Source organism: Enterococcus sp. AZ062 (genome assembly GCF_051715065.1).
Classification (GTDB): domain Bacteria; phylum Bacillota; class Bacilli; order Lactobacillales; family Enterococcaceae; genus Enterococcus_B; species Enterococcus_B mundtii.
Genome location: NZ_JBIOTB010000001.1, coordinates 1262932 through 1287041, shown reverse-complemented (window position 1 = coordinate 1287041; position 24110 = coordinate 1262932). Strand labels below are relative to the sequence as shown.

The 24110-nt window shown below is 38.2% G+C and carries 28 protein-coding genes; all 28 read right to left on the bottom strand.

The features are described 5' to 3' along the window. Positions 1-31: 31 nt before the first annotated feature. The gene (locus IGJ00_RS06210; RefSeq protein WP_438844209.1) at positions 32-2251 is read right to left on the bottom strand and encodes a BppU family phage baseplate upper protein; all 2220 of its coding nucleotides are present in this window, start codon (positions 2249-2251) and stop codon (positions 32-34) included. 10 nt (positions 2252-2261) lie between these two features. After that, entirely contained in the window at positions 2262-3356 is a 1095-nt protein-coding gene (locus IGJ00_RS06205) for a metallophosphoesterase (RefSeq protein WP_438844208.1), read from the bottom strand. Beyond that, entirely contained in the window at positions 3322-4365 is a 1044-nt protein-coding gene (locus IGJ00_RS06200; RefSeq protein ID WP_438844207.1) for a BppU family phage baseplate upper protein, read from the bottom strand. The genes IGJ00_RS06205 and IGJ00_RS06200 overlap by 35 nt, the downstream gene beginning before the upstream one ends. Before the next feature lie 11 nt (positions 4366-4376). Further along, positions 4377-7196: a phage tail spike protein gene (locus IGJ00_RS06195; RefSeq protein ID WP_438844206.1), complete on the bottom strand. Its 2820-nt coding sequence runs from the start codon at positions 7194-7196 to the stop codon at positions 4377-4379. After that, on the bottom strand, positions 7193-7981 hold the full coding sequence (locus IGJ00_RS06190; RefSeq protein WP_438844205.1) for a distal tail protein Dit: 789 nt from the start codon (positions 7979-7981) through the stop codon (positions 7193-7195). Before IGJ00_RS06190 ends, IGJ00_RS06195 begins: the two co-directional genes overlap by 4 nt. Positions 7982-7990: 9 nt before the next feature. Next, complete coding sequence (locus IGJ00_RS06185) at positions 7991-10921, bottom strand: tape measure protein (protein ID WP_438844204.1); 2931 nt, start codon at positions 10919-10921, stop codon at positions 7991-7993. 16 nt (positions 10922-10937) lie between these two features. Next, entirely contained in the window at positions 10938-11171 is a 234-nt protein-coding gene (locus IGJ00_RS06180; RefSeq protein WP_438844203.1) for a hypothetical protein, read from the bottom strand. Positions 11172-11248: 77 nt separating this feature from the next. Further along, positions 11249-11596 (bottom strand): tail assembly chaperone, encoded by a 348-nt coding sequence (locus tag IGJ00_RS06175; protein WP_430596333.1) that lies wholly within the window; start codon positions 11594-11596, stop codon positions 11249-11251. Between the two features lie 42 nt (positions 11597-11638). Next, the gene (locus IGJ00_RS06170; RefSeq protein WP_438844202.1) at positions 11639-12145 is read right to left on the bottom strand and encodes a phage major tail protein, TP901-1 family; all 507 of its coding nucleotides are present in this window, start codon (positions 12143-12145) and stop codon (positions 11639-11641) included. Continuing rightward, positions 12146-12541: a phage capsid protein gene (locus tag IGJ00_RS06165; RefSeq protein ID WP_438844201.1), complete on the bottom strand. Its 396-nt coding sequence runs from the start codon at positions 12539-12541 to the stop codon at positions 12146-12148. Next, positions 12542-12883 carry an HK97-gp10 family putative phage morphogenesis protein gene (locus IGJ00_RS06160; RefSeq protein ID WP_438844200.1) on the bottom strand — a complete coding sequence of 114 codons (342 nt, stop codon included), beginning with the start codon at positions 12881-12883 and terminating at the stop codon, positions 12542-12544. Further along, complete coding sequence (locus tag IGJ00_RS06155; RefSeq protein ID WP_438844199.1) at positions 12876-13205, bottom strand: hypothetical protein; 330 nt, start codon at positions 13203-13205, stop codon at positions 12876-12878. Before IGJ00_RS06155 ends, IGJ00_RS06160 begins: the two co-directional genes overlap by 8 nt. Beyond that, positions 13202-13540, bottom strand: a complete 339-nt coding sequence (locus IGJ00_RS06150) for a phage head-tail connector protein (protein ID WP_438844198.1) — start codon at positions 13538-13540, stop codon at positions 13202-13204. Before IGJ00_RS06150 ends, IGJ00_RS06155 begins: the two co-directional genes overlap by 4 nt. A 39-nt stretch (positions 13541-13579) precedes the next feature. Next, positions 13580-13861: a hypothetical protein gene (locus tag IGJ00_RS06145; protein WP_438844197.1), complete on the bottom strand. Its 282-nt coding sequence runs from the start codon at positions 13859-13861 to the stop codon at positions 13580-13582. Positions 13862-13871: 10 nt separating this feature from the next. Continuing rightward, positions 13872-14978 (bottom strand): major capsid protein, encoded by a 1107-nt coding sequence (locus tag IGJ00_RS06140; RefSeq protein ID WP_438844196.1) that lies wholly within the window; start codon positions 14976-14978, stop codon positions 13872-13874. Between the two features lie 14 nt (positions 14979-14992). After that, positions 14993-15385 (bottom strand): hypothetical protein, encoded by a 393-nt coding sequence (locus IGJ00_RS06135; RefSeq protein ID WP_206855029.1) that lies wholly within the window; start codon positions 15383-15385, stop codon positions 14993-14995. A gap of 13 nt (positions 15386-15398) precedes the next feature. Continuing rightward, positions 15399-16019: a DUF4355 domain-containing protein gene (locus tag IGJ00_RS06130; RefSeq protein WP_347082062.1), complete on the bottom strand. Its 621-nt coding sequence runs from the start codon at positions 16017-16019 to the stop codon at positions 15399-15401. Positions 16020-16302: 283 nt separating this feature from the next. After that, positions 16303-16572, bottom strand: a complete 270-nt coding sequence (locus tag IGJ00_RS06125) for a hypothetical protein (protein ID WP_104871624.1) — start codon at positions 16570-16572, stop codon at positions 16303-16305. A 1-nt stretch (position 16573) separates the two neighbouring features. Then, on the bottom strand, positions 16574-17527 hold the full coding sequence (locus IGJ00_RS06120) for a minor capsid protein (protein ID WP_438844195.1): 954 nt from the start codon (positions 17525-17527) through the stop codon (positions 16574-16576). A gap of 11 nt (positions 17528-17538) precedes the next feature. Continuing rightward, on the bottom strand, positions 17539-17769 hold the full coding sequence (locus IGJ00_RS06115; RefSeq protein ID WP_438844194.1) for a hypothetical protein: 231 nt from the start codon (positions 17767-17769) through the stop codon (positions 17539-17541). Beyond that, positions 17741-19357 carry a phage portal protein gene (locus IGJ00_RS06110; protein ID WP_438844193.1) on the bottom strand — a complete coding sequence of 539 codons (1617 nt, stop codon included), beginning with the start codon at positions 19355-19357 and terminating at the stop codon, positions 17741-17743. Before IGJ00_RS06110 ends, IGJ00_RS06115 begins: the two co-directional genes overlap by 29 nt. A 10-nt stretch (positions 19358-19367) precedes the next feature. After that, positions 19368-20780, bottom strand: coding sequence for a phage terminase large subunit (gene terL, locus IGJ00_RS06105; protein ID WP_438844192.1), 1413 nt, complete (start codon positions 20778-20780; stop codon positions 19368-19370). Beyond that, positions 20773-21174, bottom strand: a complete 402-nt coding sequence (locus tag IGJ00_RS06100) for a phBC6A51 family helix-turn-helix protein (RefSeq protein WP_086334541.1) — start codon at positions 21172-21174, stop codon at positions 20773-20775. Before IGJ00_RS06100 ends, terL begins: the two co-directional genes overlap by 8 nt. A 67-nt stretch (positions 21175-21241) precedes the next feature. Beyond that, a complete protein-coding gene (locus tag IGJ00_RS06095; RefSeq protein ID WP_438844191.1) occupies positions 21242-21553 on the bottom strand; it encodes a hypothetical protein in 312 nt (103 codons plus the stop codon). Further along, positions 21550-21777, bottom strand: coding sequence for a hypothetical protein (locus tag IGJ00_RS06090; protein WP_438844190.1), 228 nt, complete (start codon positions 21775-21777; stop codon positions 21550-21552). The genes IGJ00_RS06095 and IGJ00_RS06090 overlap by 4 nt, the downstream gene beginning before the upstream one ends. Then, a complete protein-coding gene (locus tag IGJ00_RS06085; RefSeq protein ID WP_438844189.1) occupies positions 21777-21956 on the bottom strand; it encodes a hypothetical protein in 180 nt (59 codons plus the stop codon). The genes IGJ00_RS06090 and IGJ00_RS06085 overlap by 1 nt, the downstream gene beginning before the upstream one ends. An 803-nt stretch (positions 21957-22759) precedes the next feature. Next, positions 22760-22942 (bottom strand): hypothetical protein, encoded by a 183-nt coding sequence (locus tag IGJ00_RS06080; protein ID WP_023520218.1) that lies wholly within the window; start codon positions 22940-22942, stop codon positions 22760-22762. A gap of 563 nt (positions 22943-23505) precedes the next feature. Then, entirely contained in the window at positions 23506-23973 is a 468-nt protein-coding gene (locus IGJ00_RS06075; protein WP_002343586.1) for an ArpU family phage packaging/lysis transcriptional regulator, read from the bottom strand. Positions 23974-24110: the final 137 nt, after the last annotated feature.

Below are 24110 nucleotides of genomic sequence, written 5' to 3'. Positions count from 1 at the left end.
CTTTTGAGCGCGCCTAGTTAATCATATAAAATCAATTTTCCTCTACCTTACTATTTGTTGTTGGTGCTGGCGCAAAGACTAGCGCAAAGCCCCTGACTGCTAATCTTTTGACAGGCGTAGTCGGCGAATCAATAAACCGGACAATTGGTTGTCGAGCATCATCGAAATTATTCGATACCGTAATATGATAAGCGCCAAATCCGCCATCTGTATAATCCGGCAAGCAGGAGCCACCGATCCAAACGTACCCACCAAAAATATTGGGAACATCAGGATAAGTGAAGCCCAAATTACCATCATTTCCAATACGAATTGTACTTCCTCTTCCCCAACCAGAGGGATTTGAAAAGCTCAACGTCTCCCAAGTTAGCCATACGCCACCGCCTAAATACACTGCACCATGATTATCATATTTGTCAGTGGTTACTGCCTCTGCATATTCAACCCCCACATTGATTCCATTCGAAAGCAAGCCACCATTAAATTTTTTCAATGCCGCCACTGTTTGAGGAGTTGTTAAATCCATTAAACTTTTCGATGCTTCAGTTTTTGTCAGAAATAAGTTTTCTTGCTCTTTCTCGCTTTTATCAATATGATCTGCTATACGTCTTTCAATGTATTCCTCAGTTATATCCCAGCTGTAATCGTTTGGATTATTACTATCTTTAATCCCCTCACCAAAGTATCTATGCTCAGAAATATTCGGAGTGGCTATATCACCTTTTTCTATTTTTAATGAGTCAATCGTTACTTGCCCCATTGTTGCTTGAGGAAATTGGTAGATTTGTAACGTACTAGGGGAAACACTTCCATTCAAGTTAGCAGATGTTGGCGTGAAAGTGATTCTCCATGTATCTGCTAGTCCTTCTACTATTTCCATATCTCCAATGTTAGAGGTATTATTCGGACCAGTCGTATACACTCTAAATACTTGCTGACCTAGCTTTGTCCCTTTCAAAGTTAAGGTATATTTTTGGTTAGCAATAAATGGTTCAATCATTTCTGCAGAATATACTAAATACTGTCGACTATTTATCGGGAAAGCTTGTTCTTTATTTGCTAGATTTTCGTTCAATGGAACCTTGGAAATGTGATACGGTTCAACAAGTAGATTGGGTTGATAAGGTGTAGCAATCGATCCTTCTTCTATCTTTATGTTTCGAAGAGAGATTTTGCCTTTAATACGGCTTGAAGCTGTAACATCTTGTAAAACCACATACCATTGTTGAGGCAGTGTAGTCGCATAAGTTACTATTTGCGTACCTTTGATTGTCTGCCAGCTATTAGTAGAGGTAAGTATTGGTCTATCTGTAGCCAACATAACCTGTCCTCCAGGCAAATAATTAGTAGTTAATCTAATATTACTGACATCCCCCTCTAAACCTTCATGTAGCATAATCTCAGCGCTGATGGTATACCTCTTTCCGTTTTGAAGAGCGGGTAAACGCATGCTTGTATTAAATTTAGTTAGTTGTGCAGATCCATCTAACGTGAAAATAATTTCGCCATCTGGTCCATCTTCAACCGTAGCTCCATTTCCCAATGTAAAATGATCGGCAGTGATTTTTGGTAACAGATTGGCATTTCCTGAATAGTCATAATCTCCAAAATCAATGCTGTTCGAATACATCCTTTTGAATCTTCCGAGATTCTCGACTTGTTGACTTGCTTCATTCACTTTGTCGACAAGTTTTTCTACTTCTTCATTCATAGTAACTATTTGTTCATTGGCATGATCAACAACTTCTTTCACGTCTCCAAGTAGTTCTTCAATCACACCTGCCGATTCTGCTTTCACTTGTTCAAGTAACTGTTGAAAGTCCTTGAAATAGTATTCGCCATTTAATTGAATATCCCAATCGATTACTGATTTTTCTATAGAAAATGTAAACGCTAAATTATCCGTATGGCTGCCATCAGGAAAATCAATATAAATATTCGCATCCACTTTTCCTTCATACGAAAGTAACATGTCGGGGATTGGATATTTTACAATTCCTTCTAGATAACTTTCAGTTATGATTTGATGATCAAAAATAGGAAATTCCTTTTTCTCATCCCCAGAATAAATGAACATCAAAAGACGAACCGTTGCCCCAAATAAATCAGTTGGACGACCATCTTGATTTTTGATTTGAAATTGTAATAAACCAGCATTTTTATCATAAGACTTAAAAGTAAAGTGAGTGATTTCTGTTGCTCGACTGACTGGTTTTGTAGGTACAACAATTTCTCCTTTTTTTCTCGCCATTTTATCCCTCCTAATACGTGTATTCTCGATCAGTGGCTCGCCCAAAACCAAGAATGCGAACTTTTCGGTGAGCTGTATCGATTTCTAACACAGCAAATGCATCTTCTGCTACCAAACCTAATTTGCTATCATCTCGAACAAATGCACAATCAAAAACCGTTGAATGATACCCACCCATTTCACTCGTGGAATAAAAATACTCTTCGTGTCGATGGCCAGCAAATAAACCAACTAAATGACTCTCTTTTCGATGTGTAAAATCGACTGAAAAATCAACGACAAAATCACTTAAATTGGAATGTAGTTGCGTACTTTCTTTGTTTATGAAAGCTGTGAGTAACGCTTTGAGTAGCTCGCCATTTTTTATCGGGTCTGTCGTGACCGTTTCTGGCATCAATGGAACATGACTAAAAATTGCCACATGATAGTCATCTGGCAAAGTTCCTAAAGCTTCTTCTGCAATCCATTGCAGTTGTCTTTCTTGCAGGGCATAACTCCATTGATCAACATATTTCAATGTGCCATTTTGATTTCTAATTAAAGGGTTATCGATCATATCAATAAAAACCATTCTGATTTTTTTCTGATGAAAATCTTTGTAATGATACTGACCATTCCCATAAAATTTACCTTCTTGGTTTAAATGGTTTTTAAAGATTTCCAACTGCTCTGCACCAGTCATAATATCCTTTTCAAACACATTATTTCCTTCATTATTCGAATCTAAAATAGCAGAACCTGAGTCATGATTCCCTCGGATAATAAACTTATTCGGGTTATTTCCTTGCGAATATCGTACACAGTAGCGTTCTAAGTTCCGGACATTGATTGATTTGTCTCGATGTTCGCTATCCACGTTGTCGCCTAAAGCGGCAATAGCGTCTAAATCATTTTGGATATATAAAACATTATTCAGATTTTTCATTGATCGATAGGCTTGAGTTCGCCAAGTTCCTTCATCAAAGTGTGAGTCTGTAACGATACCTACATTGAATAATTTAGGATCAAGTTTCTCACGTAACTGTTCTAATGCTTCTACAAAGTAAAGCCGAGGCAACGTGTTCTCGGCTTCATCTGGGAAATTCGTCGGCCGTTGTCCATGCACCTGTCAAAGAATGCGTTCTACTCCCATCCATGCCAACTTGTAAATCTATTCTTCCGTTAGTATGCACTCGACCAAAACCTGTATCGAACTTTGCAGGAATATAATTGACAATAGCTGTTTCTGTTGTAGGTCGAAAGCCCTCAGGAAGATTTAAGGGGGAAAATGTTGCATTGTTTGCAGATATAGCATTGTCTAACGTACCTACTGAACCGTTAAATTGTACTGAATCACCTATACGTGTTACATACGCATCTCCCCACTTTACGCTTGATAACTCGTTGACTGAGAAATGTCTTGTCACCATGTTTGCATCATAAAACTCTTTTGTTGCTTGAGGAGTCATTAATTTAGTACTGTTTGCGCCTAATCTTGCTTCTTCATCGGTTGCTAAACGAGCACTTGTTTGTTGGGTAACTCGTTGAGGCGTCATGAACTTATTTGAAACTACCCCTTGCTCCGCATCTATTTTCGAAGCTGTGGCGAAATTGTCAAGTTGATTTGTCCTTCCGTCAATTTCAGATAGTTGATCAATTAGCCCACTAAAGTCTTTGTTTTCAACAATACCTGCAATAAGGTGTTTGTACCGTTTATAGTAATCAACTAGTTCTTGTAAATCCCAAAAATAGTTTCCTTCCCATATGTTTTTTCGGATGCCTGGAAGGACCCGATAGGTAAAACCCATGGTACTGAATAAATCTGATTCGGGTTCATCGCTATTCGCAAAGCTAAACCATGCGTTAAATTCACCTACCTTTTGCAAAAAGGCATCATTCAACTGATACGATACACGACTACTATCATAAAAGACCGTGTCTACTCTGTCTCGAACCTTATAAGTCCCGATTTCCGCATTAAAAAAGACCACTTCGTTTTCAAACTGTAACAACTGTCCGTCTTCAACAATTTCAGCTTCAAACGTATGACTATTTTTGTCATCTTGAATGATCCGAACTAATGGAATATTATTATTGGGTTCAGTCGTGCTTAACACCATTTTATGTTTTGGCATGGCTCTCCCTCCTAAAAATTAATATAATTACGTGGATTATGGAAACGAGCATTGGATGAGGGATAAAATTCATCCATGAATTGAAAGTGAAGATGTTCTCCAGTAGATGGTCCAGTTGTTCCCATTAATCCTAATTGTTGCCCTTGTGAGACTTTTTGCCCTACAGAAACGTCTACTCGACTTAAATGAGCGTACCCCGTGTAAATACCGTCTGAGTGTCTGAGGACTACATAATTACCGTACCAACTAAAATATTCGGCCCCAGCAACAATGACCTCTCCCTCACTCGAAGCAAAGATAGGTGTATTCGGATTGTTATTCACCAAGTCAATGCCATTATGGAATTCTTGAGCACCGGTGATAGGGCTTTCTCGCCAACCAAATTCACTAGTCACTCGAACTGGCGCGCTAATTGGCGTAATATATCCAGCTGATTGCGGGATAGATAAATCTTTAAACCTGTTGTACCAATTAGTTGACCATCCGACTCTTTCAGGGTGATCATTTAATGGTCGCTCAAAATTCTTTTCGAACGCTCTTGTTGCGGTCGCGATATCTGTAAGGTTCATAAACTGTGTCCATGTATAAGGATAAGCGTTGGTCGCAATCCATTGACCATTGGGAGCATGCCACATCAACAATTGAAACTGTGCAGTGATTGTATCAGGATTTTCAGTGATTCCTGCTTGAGTCATTAAATTGATCATATATACACGACCACTACTCGCCCCTGTACTATCTGTCCACTGCCATACGCCATAACCGAATCCTGGCGCACCATTTCCTTCATCAGCAGTAGGATTTGCATCAGATTCTCCTTGAGCGTTTCCTAAAAGAGCTGCAGCGGCTTGTTGTGTGAATCCTACACCGATTGCCATTGCCCAAATTTGCCAATAGCGTTTATCACGATCCGAAGTAATTTCTGGTGGGTACTGGCCATTCCAACTACCGCCATTCCCGCCACCACTACCACCTCCGCCATTACTGTCTATCTTTACACCATTCACATATAATTCTTTCACTTCTAATCTACCAGTCACTTGAACTTGATCGATTATCATATCTAGCCTTCTCTGAATCATAAATAGTTGATTCATCCCAACGATGATTCCTGTTCCGTTCCTCGCAGATAATCCAATAAACCGGTTATTTCCTTCAGTTCTCAAAAATATTGAATTTCCTTCAATTTTTTGTCCCTCTGGAAGAATAAGTTCTGGAAAAGGATTGCCGATAGTGGTCATGCCACCAACTTTCGAACCTTCATAAAAATATTCCATCCCATTTTTTGTCAACTCCATAATTTTTGCGCCATTGTTGATGGCTTGGATAATGCCATTAGCCATTTTCAATTGATCGCCAGCGCCATTGAACGAAGTTTCAAAGATATCTGCCCTAATCTTTCCGGCTTGAATAAAATTGGCATTAAACACACCCGCAATCGTCCATGCAGTTTTGAATTCATCGGTCCAGAAATCACCTTCGATAAAACCAATTCCATCTGAGTTCATAACTAAAAAATGGTCAGATGTATCAATACTTTTACCATTCATAAAAACCATCTGATACGGCTCTCTGCCGTCAGAAATACCAGTTTCTTGACCATTCATCAAAAGGATCGAACCACCATTTTTCCCTGCGCCACGCATGATGTCATCTTGAAATTTACCAATTTCGGTTGATTCGTAGAAAGTCATCTTATTTGATTCCAGATTAGAAATACTGTTCGAAATCTGCGCTGCTTGTCTGCGTGAATCTTTGGTTATATTGTCACCCAATTCAATTGAAGTCTGGCCAGTTAAACGGTTAATTCTCACTTTGAAGATTCTAGTACGATAGTGATAATTACGATCATGTCTATGAATTGTCACTGTATTTCCAATGACATCACTTCCTGTCACCTCAGCTTTAAACTGTGCTAAAGGTCTGGAAGCATCCACCAATGTCTCATAAGTTTTTTGTAATAGCACTGTTGGATCTTCAATGTCATCGAAAATCACAACTGTTTCTCGTTTCCTCATTGTTCCATTAGGTTGCGGAATACCAAATTTTGCAGTTGCTTCCGGATCTTCAATCCAATTTTCTCCTAACGGTTTGTCTAAAGGTGCGCCATTTGATTTTTTCCATTCTATGTCTGCAAATTCGATTCTTCGACCATAACCATCGCCGACTTCTTCACCACGTCCTCTGCCAATAATAGAAGTCGCAATTGAGCTTCTGTCAACTTCTTTTACAACAGAGAGTGCTTTACTTCCATAAGTAAACCGCATATTCGAATGCTTCCCTATTTGCTTATGCACTTCAATCCATTTATCTTTAATTCCGTCTGAGCTTAGAGAACAACGAAAAGAAAACTCCATACCGAATGTTTGTAGTTCTTTCAAAGCCTCTCGCACAGAAACGTAGTAAAAATTGGTTGTGATTGCTGGTAATGTGGGGGCTACATATTCAACACGCCAATTATTATCAGTAAATTCGATTAACCGATTTAGCAACAAGGACACTGGCTGTCCACTTGGCCTAATATCTCTGATAATATAGCCATCTAGCTCATCAGGCGCAAACCCAATCCCCGTGAATTCCAACATTTCCTTCGGATCATTTGTTTTAATTATTCGATACAACGAAAATGACGATTCGCTTTCACGAACCGCCATAAAACGAGCATCTTCAATTTCTTTATCGTAAGCCACTGTTACATATAGAACGTCTTTCATTAGCTCACTTTGATCCTTAGTTATTTCCTTTTCTTGAGTAACTTCAATTAGTTTATTTTTGTTTTTTCTTTTAATCATTTTTTGTAGATGATCAAAAAAATAGACTGTTTCGCTCAAATTGTCGCCCCCCTGTAAAAAACTTTAAGTTTTCCATTGTTGCAGACAACTTTTTGACCTTGTCGCAAAACAAAATTCTCAAAATCAGATTCTAAATCAATGACAGATGTCCAGTCTTCATCGTTAACCATTAGTTTTTCATCCGCAAAATCAAATACTAATTGATCTCCTGGTTTTATCGCTGCATTAGTCACACTAATTGTTTGTTCCCCATTTGTAATTCTTATAGCATTACTCTTTTCTAAAGTAACCTTTATCTTGGTTGGCATTATTGGAAATCGCATCGTATTTCCAATATAACCATCCGTTACAACTTCTCGTGTGTACTTTAACGGATCTGCGCAATAGATGGTAAAAATAGATATAATGGAATTAGAATCACCTGCAACTTTATCTGCCGTTGCGTAACGACCATAATAGTAATAATCACTTTCATCTCGAAATCTGATCTCCACATCCTCTGTTCGATACAAAAAATTCAATAAATCTTTGAATTTGAATTGAAGCTTTTCTGGGTTGTTATCTTCTAACTTATACGTAACAGAGATTGTCCTAGACGGTAATGATTGATTCGTTATAAATGAGCCGATTTGAATCCCTTGTTGCTCAATTTCCAGAGACAACATCTCTCTCCCTTCAACCTTCAGTGTTTGATACCCTTCCACAAGATCTTCTAAGTACATTCCGTCATACATCATTGCAGAGGTAGGAAGGAAGCGGTTAGGATTTTCTCGATTAATCGTTGTATCATTAAATCCATACATCTTATTCTCCCATTTCTCCATATTTCCCTCCTAAAATTCTAAATTAATTTCTGCACCTTCGCCCATCGCTTGCGCGATATCATCGACAAAATGACGGAATGATTGTTTCCCTACATTAACATTAAATATCGCCGGTTTAGTTGAACCACCCATATTCACATTATGTTCGACCTGAGTAGAAATACTGCTATTGGCTTTTTGTAAGTTGGAAGCTAAGTCAATCTCCGGTGAATTATCAAAAGTGTCCGTAATGATACTAGCCATACTTTCAACGGTACTTTGCACTTCATCAAATCCCGATGTGAGACCTTTGTTTAAGCCCTCCATAATCGCATTACCTGCCGGAATCAAAAGTTTTCTATCATACTGTATCGGTCCTTTGTTTTCTCGAATCCAATCACCAATTCCGCCAACAAAATCTTGAACTGCTTTCCAAGCATTCTGTAGCCCTTCTAGAAAGCTATCCATGATTGCTTTTCCAGCTTCCCACAGATTAATTTCTTTAAGCGTGTCGAACAATCCAGTAACTTTTCCAACGGTATCGTTAACAGCATTTACAAGTCTATCCCAGATTTCTTGAACACCATTGACCATACGATTAAATATGTTAATGGTCCCTTGTTTTAGATTTTCCCAACCTTGGACAACGCCATCCTTTGTTTGCGTCACTAAGTTACTTATCCACTCTTTAAAAGCATTCCAAATATTTTTTGATCCTTCGACTGTATTATTGAATAAATCAATCGTACCTTGTTTTAATCCTGTCCAACTATCAATAATCGTTCGGACGATGGTATCAATCGTTTCAAAGAACCATGTCTTTAGATTTGTCCAGATCTCAATTGCCCTATTTTTAGTATCTTCCCATGTTTGAACAATTGATTGTTTCAGCCCTGTCCACATTTGTACGGCATTGTCTTTTATGGTTATCCATAAATTGGCGAAGAATGACTTCACTTGATTCCAGATAATATTCGCTTGATTAGAAACCTCAGTCCAGATGTTAATGACCGATTGTTTGAATCCATCCCACAACAGTAATGCACTGTTTACAATGGTGCTAATATATACGGTGAATATATTTTTTATCGACACCCAAATATTTTGTACCGATTCGACCAGTGTTCCCCATATCATGTCTAAGTCATCTTTCATTTGCTGAAAGTCGCCAGTAATTAAGTTGATAATGAACAGCAATGGTGCAGCAATCAATGCTTTGATAATTTCAAAAGCATTTAAGATAATATTTTTCACTTCGGCAAAAATTGATTTTAATGCATCGATGATATTAGAAAATACCTTAGAAAAGTTTGAGACAAAAGGCCCTATATATTTCAATATAAAATCAAGTGAGCTTTTAATTTGATCAGCTATTGCTTTCCAAATACTTGATGCTGTATTTTTTAAGTTATCCCATTGTTTATTGACGCTGGAAATCATCCCATCAACTATATTTAAGGTGCTTTGCTTTATGTTTTCCCATGCTTCAGACGACGATTGAGTAATATCTGACCATAAATTGGTGAAAAAGGAAGTTAGCTCACTCCATTTTTCTCGGACAAAACTCGCAGCGTTTTCCGGTGCTTTTTGTATAGTTGTCCATGCTTTATCTGAAATATCCTTAATCCCATTCCATAGATCACTAAACCATTCAGTCGTCCCGCTCCAAGCTTGTTTGAACCATTCTGAAATGCCATTCCAAATATTTTGGATTGCTTTTACAGAAAAACTAACTATTTCCTTTATACTTTCCCATAAACCAATCCAAAAATTACGGAAATCGTCACTCGTATTCCACAGATAAATAAACGCTCCTACTAATGCAATTACAGCTGATATAGTTATTGCAATCCAGTTAGCTTTCATTACTGTATTAAGAATTTTTTGTGCTATGGTAGCTCCTTCAGTCGCCTTCGTCCACTTTTTGTATGCATCCGCAACCGTATTAATTTTGTTTTGAATTGACACGACAGTTGAGAATATTGTGAAGTATCCAATTAGTACCAAAATAGTTGGTATAAAAGGATCTAGCGTGTTCCATAGATTGGTTAAAACATCAATCGCTGGTGGTATGCTATCTGTAATTGCTTTGAAAGCTACATTTACTGCATCTTTTATTTTGTCGAAGTTCTCCGCAATCGATCCTAGACCGGCATTTTGTAATCCGTCATCAATTGCCCTTATAACATTCGCTAAACCTTTTACAACCGCTGTCTTGATATTGTCAAAGGATGTCTGAATTCCAGCTGAGTTTTTCTTAGCCAATTCAGCAAAACCGTCAACACCTTCATTCAATTCAATCAATCGATCATTAAACTCATCAAAGATGATTTCGCCTGCTTTCAAAGCATCATATAACTCATTAACAGAGGTTACACCTCTATCTTCAAAAGATTTGGCTACCTTGTCCATAGCTACTGGCATAGTATCCTGAACCGAACGCCATGACTGCATATCCACTTCTCCTCGCGCAAGCATCTGTCGATATTGTTCAATCCCACGAGCTGCATCAGCAGATGAAGAACCACTCGCCAGCATCGCATTATTCAATGCAATCGCAGTATCTGTCCCTTTATCTAAACTTCCGGTTGAAATTGCTAATTGTTGAGTACTTGATACAATTTCATCTAATGAGGTAGGCAGACCGTCAATCCCATCAGTAAGCTTGTTCATAGATTTGTCAACTTCATCGGTAGAATAGCCTAATGCTCTCATAACGACCGGGTACTGATTTAAGGTATCAAATCGCTTAATGGCTCCATCTGTAGAATTTTTAACCATTCCTATTGCCGAATCGACCAACTTAAAAACCCCGACACCTTTTGCGATGTCGAGGATGGAAGTGTTTGTTTTCTTGGTATTATCGTTAAGGCCGACCATCGAGTTGTCTGCGTCCTTCATTGTAGATGTAAAATTTCTATCGACAGCGGATAAAATTGCTTCGAGGCTGTATGATTCCATAGTTTTCCTCCTTTCCTCAGGAGTTTACAAATCTAGGTGTTTTTTCATCCTTTCCCAAGACTTTGTTTTCAAGTTTTTCTTTGTTAAAGAATTTTTCGAAGGTATCAAATAAAGGAACCTCGTATTTACCACGTTTTTTAGTAGCTTTGACTTGCCTATTCGCCCATGCTTGGTAATGTATAAGCTCTTGTTCATCTAACCTCTTAAGACGATAGGCAATAATCCTTGTTTCATATTCCAGCATTGTCATTCGGTCGATATCTAAAAAGTTAGAAATACCGAGATAACGTAGACAATTTATTTGGACAGTTGTGTAAAAATCTTCTTCTATTTGCTGTTTTTGATTTTGTTTTCGATCTTTAGTGTTTTTTTCTTTGTAAATTCCGACTTTTTTAATTCTTCCAATACCAAATTAAAGAGTTTATCCGAGCCAATTTCATCAACCAAAGCAATCAAATCTTTTTCAGCAACTCGTGGTGACTCTGTTGCGTTTGCTACTTTTAACATTTCAATCAATGTTTCAATTTCTTCGTTAAAGAAATTCACGAGTGTTGAATCCAAGCCCAGTTTCATTGTCATTCCTTGTTCTACAACGGAATATCTGCGGTTCATTTCACGGATAAACCCAAATCCAAAAATAAAGCTATACTCTTTGTCGTTAATCATTAATTCCATTTATTCATCCTCCTAAAAATAAAAGCACTCAATTAAGAGTGCCTAGCCTTCTGGTGTTTGTTTGGTTGTGTCTGTAAATGCGTACTGAACTTCATTTTGTTGTTCGGTCGTTAGTGTTGCATAACCATCTTGATGGATCATTTGCACAGCGTATTCCAATGATACTTCTACATTATCTTCAGCAGAAGCCGTTTCTTCATAGCTTGAGATGTAGACTTGCATATACTTAGCTGCAAATTTCCCTGTGTCACCTTCTTGTGGTTCGAGTTTGTCGATGATCCACGCTTCTACTAATTTGTTATTCATAAATGCATCGTAAAGCATTTTGAGTGTTTTGCTACCACGTTCATACAAAGCAGTAGAACTGAAATCATATTCAATTGCCCCTACAGTCTGTGCAGTGCCATCTTTAGTTTCAGTAGCATCTGTACTGCGTGACATACCAAATGTATGCTCGGTTTGATAAGTGACAGTTTTGGCAGTTTCTTCAGCTTGTTCTTCAAAATCCCGATAGACCAAAATGACGTCAATACCTTTTTTTAATGCCATTTAAATTCCTCCTATTAACCTAAAATTCAATTCGATAATCGCTCGTTTGAGCGGTGTGTTTGTGCTTGTATCTGTTACTGTCTGTATGTCGCTTGCGTTGGTGTCTAACGTCCAAGAATAAACGTCAGATGTATTTACTTGCATCGCTTGTTCAAACAAAGCAGAAACCATCTCAGACACCTGTTTTCGCTTTGTGTGCAACCCCCATACAGAAATGACAATCACGACATTTCCCAAGACATGAGATTTGGTAGTAGAGTGAAGCGTTTGAGTATCTTCGAATTCAACAAAAGGATAGCTTGCAGAGCTTGCTGGCTTGTAATCATAGGTCGGGTAACCCGATGCAAGCGAGCGTTTGAACATTTCATCAAAGATCGATTGTTCCCTTGTCTTCATCTACTCCACCAACTTATCCATATCTGATTTAAACTTCGCCTTCTGTTTATTGAAAGCTGGTCGCATGAATGGTTGAGCCGACTGAAACCTTGTGCCGTATTCTAAATAAGGTGCATAATCCGCGGTCGGCTTCACCTTCCCTGTTAAACCACCATCACTCAAATCCATGTTGATTGATCGTCTCAAGTTACCGGTATCAACTGCCACTTTACGCTGTGCTCCTTGTGTCAATTCCGTTGTATTCTGCTTAACAACCTGCTTTACATCTTTTAAATTCGTATTAGCCTTTAGTTTTTTAGTTAGCTCGCTAACACCTTTAAGAGATACATTCTTCCTAACCACCAAAAGCCACCTCCTGAACAATAAAAGTATTTTTCAATCGAAGGTTACGCTCAGTGATAATCTCGAACTTCTCCGTTTTTCTTCTTAGCTTGTTGAAGATTAAAACGTAATCCCATTCTTTTGTATAAGGTCTAAGCAAGCGAATGACTTTAGCTCCTTGCTTGATATCTCCAAACAAAGTCTTTGATCGATCAGTTCCTAAATCAGTAACATTAGCAAGTTTGACTGTTTCTGCTAAAGTTGGTTCGACATGTTCGCCCAATTCAGGATCATAAAACCCATCTTTTTCGATAACGAAAGTTACTTCTGTGTCATATCTCATAAGAAACTAGCCACCCCTCTACGAGGAATGCTGTTCTCTATTTGCTTCTCTTTGTATGCTGATATGTCATCTTCAAACTCATCTAAAAGTTTTCCGTAGGAGATTGACTCACCCTCTTGACCATACGAGCTCATCCCCTCGTTACCCTTACGGTTAAATCGCTTGATCGTACATTCGACTACGATATAGTTTAAAGCTGCAGGAACGCTTTCTAAGAAGCCCAAACGTACACATAACTGGCTTGAAATTCGCTTGATAAAGTCATTTAACTGCTTATCGAGTTCTTCATCATCAACTTCTAGCGACCGTTTCACTTCTTCTAAGGTTTCGTTCATGACTGCCTCCTTTCAAAAATAAAAAGGCTAGTCGAATGACTAACCTTGAGCGTCTTCACTTTCTGCATCTTCTAACAACTTTTCAAAATCCGCCTTTACTTTGGCATCTTTATAATCAACGCCTAACTTATCCAACTCATCTTTGATTGCTTCGACAGTCATTTTCTTTTCTTCTTTCTCAATGAACCTACCACCGTGTTTTTCTAGATTAGTTTCAATCTCAGAGACTCGTTCCTCTGAAAACTCGATCAAGTCCCCCTTTTTATAGATATCCTTAGTATGAACATCTTTAAATTCTTTCAAAATTTTATACTTAGCCATTTATTTCACTCTACCCTTCTGGAACTGTTTCAAGAATGTACACAGCATTTGCTTGCTCAAAAGAAGGAAGAGAGATCATAGAAACTTTTGTCTCAACATTTACTGGATCAGCTTTCTTCATAGTCGTAACAGCTACACCAGTATCGACAACTGATACATTTGCTACATTCGGACTAGACATCAAGTCGGACTCTTCTGGAGTAGTACCAAACCATGTTTTTCCCAATGTTTGAGATGGCAATAAAACAAACGTATTATCTGGGATAAATTTCTTCGTGCCCTTTGAATCAGTGTAAACTTTATCGTAAATAACGATCTCTAGGTTAAATTCTTCTGAAATGTAATCCAACAAAGCTTGTTTCGATAATTTAGCCGCTTGCGCATTGGCATTGTTCCCTAAAATAGTCGCTTTGATCGCTGCATTTTGACGTAAATAGCGGAAAGTCTTGCTATTCATAATGGCACGACTTGGATTCACGCCTTCTTCTTTCAATACAGAAATAGCTTTATCGATATCTTCTACTGGATCAGCATTCGCCACATCACTCCATGCAACATCAGCATTTCCCATGTGGTTTTCAGGTAAGTCATATTTGATTACATGATCTTGTCCATTTTCTTGGATTGTGATTGCTCCAGTGGTTAATAGTTCCATACGCATGATTTCACGACGTACTGCAGCACCACGCAACAAGTCTGTAATATCATCAAATACACGATTTACAACTACATCACGATATGCTGGGTTATTTGTTTGGTTAATCATATTCAACTCTTGGCGCAACTCTTCGTCAATGTAGTAAGATTCTTTGAAGAAAATCATTTTTTGGATCAATTCTTCAAATCCGGCACGCCCACGTGGAATAACATCAGCGTCTAATCCAGAAGGACGCAACGCTACTGGAGATCCAGTCTTTCCTTTCAACCAAGACAACTTCATGCCTAGTTGTTTATCAGCAGGGAACAACTCTTCGCCAAGATAAGGCTGTTGCTCATTCGCTCGTTCTGCCCAATAAGTGGCAATGTTTGGTGCTTGCACTAGGTCAAAGATATTAAGCGTTGCAAAGTACTGTAAATTCATTTTCATTAATGTTTCTTTATGGATTTTCACTTTCATTCTTCGTTTCCCCCTTATTTATTGCGTTTAACAAAGTAAACTTTGCCGTCTAACGCTTCTTTCGCTTCATCTACAATTGTTAAAGTATCTTCTAAACGAAATTCATTGACTGTACCGAAGTATAGTAATGTACCATTAGCAGTCGTAGCACCTGTATCGAATACAACGTCATGCATTAATACACCTTTTGTGCCTTCAGCTACTTCTGCGGTGTTCGTTACAGTCACAACTGCTTGCTCGTTGGTGAAAGGATCACCACCACCGACTGGCGTACCAGCTGGGATATATTTCTTACCCTGTCCGTTTGTTGCTGTGACCCCTGTTGCTCCAACTACTACTGATAAACTCTTATAATTACTTACATCAGCTAAAATTTGATTTTTTGAACCAAAAACTCGTTTTTCCATTTGTTAGTTCCTCCTAATTTTTAAAATAAGTTTGCTTTGGCGTTTCCACTGTCGCTTTTTTCGCCAATTGCTTGCCGTATTCACCTTGTACCGATCCGCCGGTTCCACCATCTAAAGGTACTCGACCACCTAGTTTGCGCTCGTATTCCGCTTTGATGGCTTCACGTTCCGCTTCAACAGAAGCTAAATACGTCTTCACGTTGCTTGACGTAGTTTCAGCATCTTCTGAGACAATCAGTCGAAGCATCTCCTTTGTAGGCTTAGCACCTTTTTCAGACAGCATTTCACTTGCTTGTTCCGACATCTTGGATAGCACTTCTTTACGTTCGTACTCAGCCAACTTTGCTTCAAGTTGTTGCTTCTCGTAATCCGCTTTTTCCTTGTCGTCCATTTCGGCAAGTTTTGCAGCTTCGTCTTTTTCCTGTTGTTGCTTTGCTTCCCATTTAGCGAATTTCGCTGCAATGATTTTGTCAACTTCAGCATCAGTGTATTTTTTGTCAGCTTCTATTGGGTCTGAACCGCCTTTTTCTTCGCCATCCACAGTTGTATCTGATGTATTATCCGGAGTTACATCAGTTGTGTCGTCTTCTGCAAAGAATTGTAAGTTCATTGGTAAAAAGTATTTACTCTTCATGTTTGCTTCTCCTTCCATATCTTTTAACGTGGATAAATGCTTGCACTTCCATAGCTTTTAACGTCTTCAATGCTTAGACAAAAATAAAAAGCCTTTAGTTAATAAGCTAAGGCTTTATTCGATCTAAATTTATATGCTTAAAATTAGGCGGTTATCTCTGGTGTACATGGGCGAGAATGCTAGGATTCGAACCTAGGTGCCGCCTGTCACCTACCAAAGCCCCCGATAATAAAGAAGCCTTTCCCCAATAGACTAAGGCTTCGCTTTAAATATTTTCACATACTTATTCTGATTCAATTTTATTTCTTAATTCATCCATATGCTTTTTGATTTCCTTGGTTAATCGTTCTTTCTTCTTCGTAAGAAATGGGGTGTTCTTTTGTTTATTCAACAAAGCTTTGATTTTAGGATTTGTATAAAAGAAAGTTGACCGATACCCACATGATTGACATTCAGCGTAATGATGCTCTACATTGTCTGGTAATCTGTCACTTTTTTGTACTAGCGGTGTGTAATTGCCACATTTATTGCATACAAACAGTTGTTCAGACATTTTATAACCCTCTTTCTTTTAACATCTTCTCAAAAGCAATACGATCAACGTAAGGTGCTGTACTGCATCTACAAAATGGATGCATCGGAGCAGCATTTGTTCCAGGTTCCATTTTATCAACATCAAATACTTTTCCGTTCAGTGGCAAACATATTTTACAAGCAGTAGGTTCAGAAATGAATGTGTACTTCGTAATATCAGCATCCCGATAGCTTCGCTCTTGGATACCAATCTGAACCCTAGTCGTTTCTGTGACCATCAAACGCTCAGTATTGAAACGAGTATTCTCTCTGCCTTTTTCAGTAAGGAATCTCTTTAGTTCAGGTGCCAACTGTTTAGGATTACGTCCTAAAGTCACACTACGTACCAACAACTTATCCAAATCAGCTTTCAGCTCTGCTTGGTACATCCAAAGCCGTTCGCTAAACGTTGCGAAGCCATCCGCTCGAAACGAACTATTGATTACTTGCTCTACTAGCTTGGCATAACCGCTTTTAGCGATCGTCATTTCTAAGATTCCTGCTTGACGTTGCAACTCTTTCAAACCAGCGCTAGTAAGCTCTCCTGAGAAATACTTATCCATATCGTTGAACATAGCAATCAGTTCAAGTCCGATATTCGCTTTTAGCAATTCCAATCGATTAACACGCATCGTAAGATTGTATAGCTTTAATTCCTTATTTGCTGTCGGAGAGAAGTCTTTTTCTTTAACATACTTCTTAGCCTTGCGAGCAAATGCTTTTACATCCATTTCGTTAGCACGCTTCATTGCTTCGCTACGAGTGATTTTCTGCCCGTTGGAAAAACTGTCCCACTGCGCGTCTATCTCTTTTTGTATCGCATCCTGAGCATATTGCAGGCGCTTCTTGATTTCGTTCATGCGTTTCTTATCATCTTTAATCTGTTGCTGTTGCCAAGCTTTCTCACGTTTGATGAAGTAATCTTGTGATTTCACTTAATCACTCCTTACCATGCAAATCTAACTAGCTTTAATCCCGTTTTTTCTGAATGTACATCAGAATAGTCTTCAACAGTAAAACCACCCTCTTGAAATTCTTTTCGTATCTCATCATTGATTTGATCTGCTCTATAATGCATCTCAGTTTTCCCCATTTTCATCGTTGCAGCGATAGCCTCTTTTAGCCTTTCAATATCTTTTTTTTGGTACTCATTCATCATCTGTTCTTTGAGATTCATCTTCTTCAACCTCCGTATCAGTTTCTTTATCACTATCAAATACACCAGAACCAGCTTGTTCCTTCAATCGTTTCAGTTCTTCTTCAAACGGAACACCAGTCAAGCGCTCAGCCATTTCGCACAACGTTTGATCTGATACGATGCCAACCATTCCTGCAATGACTTTCATGATTTCTTCATCTGATTGCGGAACATTCGGTGTAAATTGAATTTGGATTTCGTTTACTTTATTGTATAGTTGCTCTTGTTGCTGTTCATCGGAAACAAAAAAGGCTTTGACTGTATCAATCAAGCCTTGAGGTTTATTCAATTCATCTTTGATGCTCCATGAGTGAGTGAGCAATCGTAGACGGCGCATAATAGCTTTCTTGACCATACGCTCTTTATTCTTGCGATCGTTGTCTGACCCCCAACCCTTGAAACGGAATCCGATGCCTGACTGGTTGGACCCTATGTTCTCGTCTGTAAAGTCAATAAGAGATGTGAAGCGAAGGATATCTGCAACCGTACGACTATCGTTAGCTTCCATTCCGGCAACGTCATACTCTTTCTTTAGATAATACGCATCAGGTTCAGCGCCTGCTACATTACCGTCATATATCTTCTTATCGCCTAAAACAAGCATTCTCGCTCGCATCATAGCTTGGAATACTTCTAACTTGCTGTTCTCACCTTGTTCATCATCTGCAGTATCAGGGTTTCCTTTAATCACCAAGTAAGCTTCTGATGAATCTTGTTGGAAGTTGGCCATCTCAGAGCGAGAAAGATCATAGGCATCTATGGAATCAAGTACACGCTCAAAATCGCTCAAACGTTCTTCGTTGTTGATCCATTCATTAACCTGAACCGAATCAAAGTAACTCTCAGTAATTCCGCCATCTTCAATAGTGGCATTTTCTAAGTCATCATCTTTGGCGATCAGATAATAATTGAACCCACTGTTTGAATATAGTTCTATTCGCGTCCATGAATTTTCTAGAAACTGTTCTTTGTAGTAATGGACAGCGCATAATGAGTTGCGATCTTTGGTGTTGTCGTAGATTACGAACGTTTGTTCTGCGTCAAACTTAGCTAGTGTTTCCTTACCGTACTCATCACGCCCAATCCATTCATACGCTCTACCTAATCCAATCATATCTCGACCCACCAACTGATTGTGGTAGTCTTCATTCGATTGACTAGCAAATGTGTTGATTTTTTCTGCAATCACCTGATCCCCACTGTATTTCAATGGGTTCCCTAGCAATACACCTAACTTAAATGAGACGATAAAATCTGCAAAGCCACTTGCTATGCGATTGTCCGATCTACCTTCTGGTTTGTTCGGACGATAATTGATGTTGTTGTCTCCTAACATATAGCGTTTCAGTTCCTGCAACCTTGGTACTTGCTTGGCTCGATGGTGTTTGATGAACTCAACAATCATCTTCCAAACGTCTTCATGTTCAAAGTCGATTACCTGTTCGACTTCGCCAGTACGCTGATTCAGCATCTCTCTTTTCGGTAATTGATTAACCGGCACTTTATACACATGGTTCGCTTCATCATCAAATCGTTTGCCACTTAAAAGCTGAATATTCTGTTCCACTTTATCACCTCTACAATCCTAGTTTTCTAAATGTGTCGATTGTCTTCATGACATCTATTTTTTCTGTTGTGTTCGTGTTCATTGTTTCGGCGATGCCTGTTGTTGCATCTGGAGCATCATCATGTTTGTTCTTTCCTTCTTTCTGATAAGTAGTCATCGCCTTATAGTAATCAGGAAATCTTGTTCTCCAGTCACTAGGCATTCGTACATATTGTTCAATCCAGTGACTATTGGAATAGATTCTCGCTTCTTTATTGGTGCTTTGAAAGAAGTCGGAAATAGCAGTTGCACATTTTCCTTTTACTTTCTCTCTTACAGAACGAGCAAAAGACCGACCGCCGTTGTTGCGCTCGATACGTGATGTATTCACTTTGAAGTTAATCAACTGATTTGCAACTGCACTCTCTGTGTATTCCATTGGCTGTTGAGTATAGATGACGTCTAAAACGTCCTGATAGCCATCTAGCGTTTCTCCCCAAACGATCGAACAAAGGTAGTCCTTACCAGTATCGGCAGTATCGCAATAATGCCAAATCTTCTTATAGGCGGATCTATTGCTATAAGTCTTGAACTCACCGTACAATCTCCCTTTAATATCGATAGGCTCTTGTTGGTAGTTGGCGCTAGCGATATCGGCACCCATTGTTTTAGCTTTACGCAGGTAATCCTCATAAGAAAGGACATCTTCGCAAAGCATCCGATCGTTTTTTTCATCATATGCTTGAAAGTTAATATGCTTAACTTTATACCCGCTAAGTGGCAATTCCTTTAACGCTCTACCTGCCAAATCATTGCTATGCCATCTAGTCATGTTGATAATGATCTTTCCTTGGCTCTCAAGACGGGATAGCATGGTGTTTACAAACCATTCCCAGTGCTTATCCAAAATCGCAGTATTGTTAGCTTCATCCGCATTCTTGATAACGTCATCAATGATGATGATATCTGCACCAAAACCAGTAGCCGTACCTGTGGGTGATGTAGCCAAATAGTTATTGTATCCATCTTCCAAACTCCAAAGATTCATAGCTCCATCACCATATTTGATTCTCGCATCAAAAATATCGGAGTAGACTATCATATCTTTATCGGCTTTTACTTCTTGAATTGTATTTCTCACATTCTTGGAAAACACTGTTGATAGTGTTTCGTTATATGAGCCGGTCATGATTTTCTTGCTATGATCATTCCCTAATACCCATTCAACAAACCGTCCAAGTGTTAAGGACTTACCGTGTCTAGGTGGCATATTAAGCACAAGCACATCGTGTTCATTGTCATTAAGGAATGACTGAAACTCTCCGCATATAGAAACAAGGTAATCTCTGTCTAGCTTATAAAACGATGGCATAATCAAGTGGCAATAATCAAAGAAATATCGTTTTGCTAACTCAAGTTTGGCGCCTAAAGCAATTTTATCCATCACGACTCGCCAACTTCCGCAATTCTTCTTCGGAAAGATTAGCAAATGGATTGCTGACTTTCATATCACCAGTAATCTTAGTTTCTTGTTTCTCAGCATAGATACCAGCTATTGTAAGAATCATTTTTCTGTCTTGGTGACCTTTTTCAGTAAGCGCGAAGTTATATGCCGCATTCAAGACATTAGCAGCCTTTCCCTTAATAAGATCCATTGTCGTCTTATTTACCAAATCAACAAATTCTTGTTTCTTCATCGCATCATAATACTTATTTCTACTTACACCAGCGAGATTACATAACTCTTGAACAGACTTGCCAACATTTTCAGCATTTAATAAGACTTCTAATAGTTTTTTCTCAGCTGGAGTAGGTTTGTATTTGTCATTTTTTGTCATGCAATCTCACCTTCTTTCTAAAAGCCTTTTTCTTAATGACTATTTCCAAATTCATGTGGTTTGAAAATTAGTAATTAGTCTGAATAACTTCGAATCCATCTCGCTCATAGCTTTTGACAGCCTCTTTTAAATTCGGCAGAGTCCTTGATACTAAAGTGAGGATCAATTCCGCTTTACCTTCTTCTTTGCTTTCTGTGATATCTACATTCGCATAACAGCCACCCCAAACTGGTTTTACATTAGTAGTAGTTTCTCCATTTATAGTCACTGAATTTTCTACCCACTTACGTCCGTTCTCAATTTCCAATGCTTTCTTATAAGCTTTTGATAGCTCTTTGCTTACATTGATTTTTAAAACTGCTTCATTAAAATTCTTCATGATAAATACCTCCCTATATTTTGTTGGATATAATCATCTTTCCAATAACCATGACCACAATAAACAAGTTTGCACTTATCAATTTCTTTCGGTTTAGCTTCTCTGGTCATCTCAATGATGGAATACTTCTTTTTAATCTGGACTGATTGGACGACTCTAACTAGATCACCTTCATTCGGCAGTGGATATCTATTAGATAGTGATACGTACCAGTAGTTTCTCATCACGTGGCCTTCTCTCTATCTGAGATCAAATCATTGTAAAGAGCAGTAGCTCGTTCCTGTCCAAAACGTAATCTACGTTGAATAGTTCCAATCGTAAATACTTGACCTTGACCAACTTCTTCAAAGTCCTTCTTTAATCGTTTCATTTCCTCAAAATCTTTAGCAGTGTATTGTTTCATGAGTTCATTCCTCCTTAAGACAAAATAAAAAAGACCTCTCAACGAGCGATCTTATGTAACTACACAGAGAAGTGTGTTTGATTTTCTTATAAATGGGCAATAATGATTTCACTAGACATTAATGCTCGTTTTTTGTAAACTGTTTTTTACTATAGTCATTTGCCTATACTAGCGGAAACTAGTATAGGCTTTTTTGATATAATTTGATTATTAGCCTCTGACGCATCTTGGATTAGCGTGTAATCTTTCTCCAAATTATTTGCCTCGTTTTCATAATTCCCTCCTAAGATATTGGTAGCAAGACTCTGTAACATCCAAGTTTATCTCATACATTCTAAGTGGCAGACTTGTGTAAACAGTTCTCCCTAGACAACACACTTTGATCAAACGTTGTAAAAAATGTAGATTGTATTGCTTACGAGTCTTTACCTTGTCCCTTCTAATCATTCATCTGATTTAACTTTTTCATGACTTTTTATCCTTTCGCTGTATAATAGAGTAAAAAAGAGAGGTAAGTAAAATGCCTTACTATGTGATCAAAAAGAAAAAGTTAAAAATATCGAATAATCGATTCGTCATTCACGAATGCACTTGCCATCGTATTAAACAAAAAGATGAAATCACTGCTATCGGGTATCATACAGAACATAATGATGCTCTTCTCTCTATTAGCTTAAAAAGACCCTCAGACGAATTTTTATTTTGTAGCTTTTGTTGCAAAACTCGAATTATAAATAAATAGGCCCTACAATCTGCCAGATTTGATACCGGCAAATTTTTTTCTCAAAACAAAAAGCTATCCTTTATAGGACAGCTTCTCTAATATCTTTTAACTTAACTACAGCTACCTTATTGCTGTCGTCCACTAACTCGACGACTGCTGTTCTTTCTAAAATATTACGAATTTTGATTTTATAGAGTTCTTTTTCTCCGACTACTTTAGCCATGTAGATGCCATCTTTTTTCAATTCACTAGTTTCTAACATAAATCGTTTCACCTCTGAGAACATTTTTCATACAGGATAAACAATTTATGATAATTAGTAAAGCATATTCATATTGTAGATATAAACAAATCCAACAACCTGACACAAGCCTGACAACCGCTTCTCTTCCCTACCACAGCCTCAGTTGCTATTGTTATGGGTCAGATACTTATTACACTGACCGGTGTTAAATAAGTCCTCCCAAAGTCACTGGAGTGGGATTTCACACACGAGAAATTACTAGGTTCTCACGAGGTTATTCACCATTGACCGTTGCGTCTCCTACTTCCGCCACAGCGACACAATAAGAATAGACAGCAACATATGAACTATCTGTAGGAGCTGAACCCCACATCCTTTAGTTTATTTGTTGCTGTCTATCGAAGCTTAATTACAACGATGAGGGAGATTTCCTCCCTTCAAATTGTTTTTGTCGATGTCCTGTTTCCTAATCTTTCGACACTATCATAATAAATCATTTTCTAGGTAGTTGATTGGTATAAAAAAGGTATAAAAAGGAAAGCATTTGGGTAGTAAATGGGTATAAAAAGTGTAAAAACTGGCTACTTAAAAGCAACCAGTTCTAAGGAAGAAGCAAATTGAATGATGATTTTGTTTGATTCTGCTTTTACAGATTCCTCGCTCGTATTATTTCTTTGAGCAGTTACATAAATAGACATACCGTTGATATAGCGATCATAGAATATTTTTTTCCGTCTTTCCGTTACATCAGGTTTATGTGGATGCTGAATTGCTGAATAGCCACGAATAAATAATTTGTGCAAGTACTCAAATTCTTCTTGTGCTTCCTCTTTCTCAATCATCATTCGTTCTGCTTCAAATGTATTATTGGCTGTAGAAGGTGGAACCAAGGAGTAAGATGCTGTTACTTTAGGCTCCCGAGGTTGACCTATCCTACATCTAGCTGACAGATATGCTGAAAGAAAAACGCCAACATTATGTTTTGTGCGATCCATATCCACATCTTTTGCCTCTGGTGTCTCATACTTCTTTACATCGAAAAGTACCATCCATTGATTCCTCCATTTATGATATAATAATTGTGTCAGAATTATTAATTAAAGTCGGAGGAATCCGGCTTTTTTCTGTTTACAAATCTTCTCAAAGTTTTATTTGAAATATTTTCCTGTTTTATCCTTATAATTTC